The organism is Bradyrhizobium sp. 23 (assembly GCF_023073295.1).
GTDB classification, from domain to species: domain Bacteria; phylum Pseudomonadota; class Alphaproteobacteria; order Rhizobiales; family Xanthobacteraceae; genus Bradyrhizobium; species Bradyrhizobium canariense_D.
Window position 1 is genome coordinate 1 of record NZ_JADPJF010000129.1, and the last position, 1,811, is coordinate 1,811.

General features: G+C 64.8%; 2 protein-coding genes. Both read right to left on the reverse strand.

Annotated elements, in window-relative coordinates; genetic code table 11:
* Positions 1-1,296: ATP-binding cassette domain-containing protein (locus tag IVB32_RS43170; protein WP_247412474.1), on the reverse strand; the 1,296-nt coding region annotated here is incomplete at its 3' end.
* Positions 1,297-1,307: 11 nt separating this feature from the next.
* A partial coding sequence (locus tag IVB32_RS43175) for a branched-chain amino acid ABC transporter permease (RefSeq protein ID WP_247412477.1) occupies positions 1,308-1,811 on the reverse strand: 504 nt, incomplete at its 5' end.

A 1,811-nucleotide genomic window follows, 5' to 3' on the forward strand; every position in this document is an offset into this window, starting at 1 on the left:
CTTCAATCCCGTGATGTCGCGGCCCTCGAACACGATCTGGCCGGAGCTCGGCGCGATCTCGCAGGTCAGCATCTTGAAAAAGGTCGATTTGCCGGCGCCGTTGGGGCCGATGATCCCGCGCAGCTCGCCCTGATTGACGCTGAAATCGATGTCGCTGTTGGCAACGAGGCCGCCATAGCGTTTGGTCAGGCCGGTGGCTTTCAGGATCGGCCCGGAATAGGCGGGATGCGCGACCTCCTTGGCCTGCATCGGTGCCGGTGGGGGTTGCAGTGTGGCTTCGGCGTCAGCGGCCTCCTGCTCCATCTCCGCATCCGTTCGCTTTCGCTTGCTCGAGACGAGGCGGTAGAGATCGGCAAGACCGCCGATGATGCCGCCGCGCAGGAAGCAGACCAGCAGCACGAACACGACACCCAGCACCAGCTTCCACGCTGCGCCGAGGCCCAGCGCGGACTGCAGGAAGTCCTGAAGGAAGAGCCAAACGGTTGCGCCGACTAGCGGTCCGAACAGCGTGCCCCTGCCGCCGATGGCCGTCTGCATCACGAGCTGGCCCGAGGTGTCGAAGGTGAAGGCGTCGGGCGGCATGAAGGCCTGGAGCACGCCGAGCAGTCCGCCGGCGAAGCCCGCGTAAGCGGCTGCGATCACGAAGGCGGTCAGCTTGTAGCCATGGATGTTGTGTCCGACGGCCGTGGCGCGCAGCGGATTGTCGCGGATCGCACTCAGAATCGCGCCGACCGGCGAGCGCACGATCCTGAGGGCGATGACGACGCCGACGAAGTAGCACAGCGCGATGAACTGATAGAGCGACCAGCCATTGGTGAAGTGGATGGAGGTGAAGCCGAGATCGAAGCTCGGCGTCGGTACCCCCGGCAGGCCGTTCTCGCCGCCGGTGAAATCGGAAAGTGGATTGAACTCGACGAAGAAGAACACTTCCGCGATTGCCACGGTGATCATCGCGAAATAGATGCCGGTGCGGCGCAATGCGATCAGGCCGATCAGGTAGCCGGTCGCGGCCGCCGCGATCATGCCGATGATCAGCGCGCCCAGCACGTTGCCGAAGCCCGTGCGGGTCAGCAGGTAGGCGGCGACGAAGCCGCCGGTGCCGTAGAAGGCGGATTGGCCGAACGAGAGCAGGCCGGTGAAGCCGAACAGGATGTCGAAGCCGAGGCCGAACAGGCCCCAGACCAGGATCCTGTTCACGGTGTTCGGCGCGAAGCCGAGATGAGGCAGCACGAAGGGGGCTGCGATCAAGCCGATCCCGGTCAGGGCTTCGATCAGGAAGGGGCGTTGCTTGAGCATCGGGAGATCGCTTACTCGCGGCCCTGGACGCCGAGCAGGCCATGCGGTCGTACCACGAGCACGAGCGTCATCGCCGCAAACAGCATCACATAGGCGTACCCGGGGTTGAACATGGAGGTGACGCTGATGATCTCGCCGGCGATCAGGCCGCCGAGAATTGCGCCGGGGAACGAGCCGACCCCGCCGATCACCACCACCACGAAGGTCTGGACCAGGATGTCGTCACCGATGCCCGGTGTCAGCGACACCACCGGCGCGTTGACGATGCCGGCAAAGCCGGCGGCCATTGCGCCGATGCCGAACACCACCATGAAGACGCGATAGACGTTGATGCCGAGCGAATCCACCATCACCGAATCCTCGATGCCGGCCCGCACAATCATGCCCAGCCGGGTCCGGTAAAGGACGATGAACAGCGCGCCGAGCGCGACCGCGACGATGCCGACGACGGCGAGGCGGTAGGTCGGATAGAACATGAAGCCGAGATTGGTGATGCCCTGGAATAGCGCCGGCGG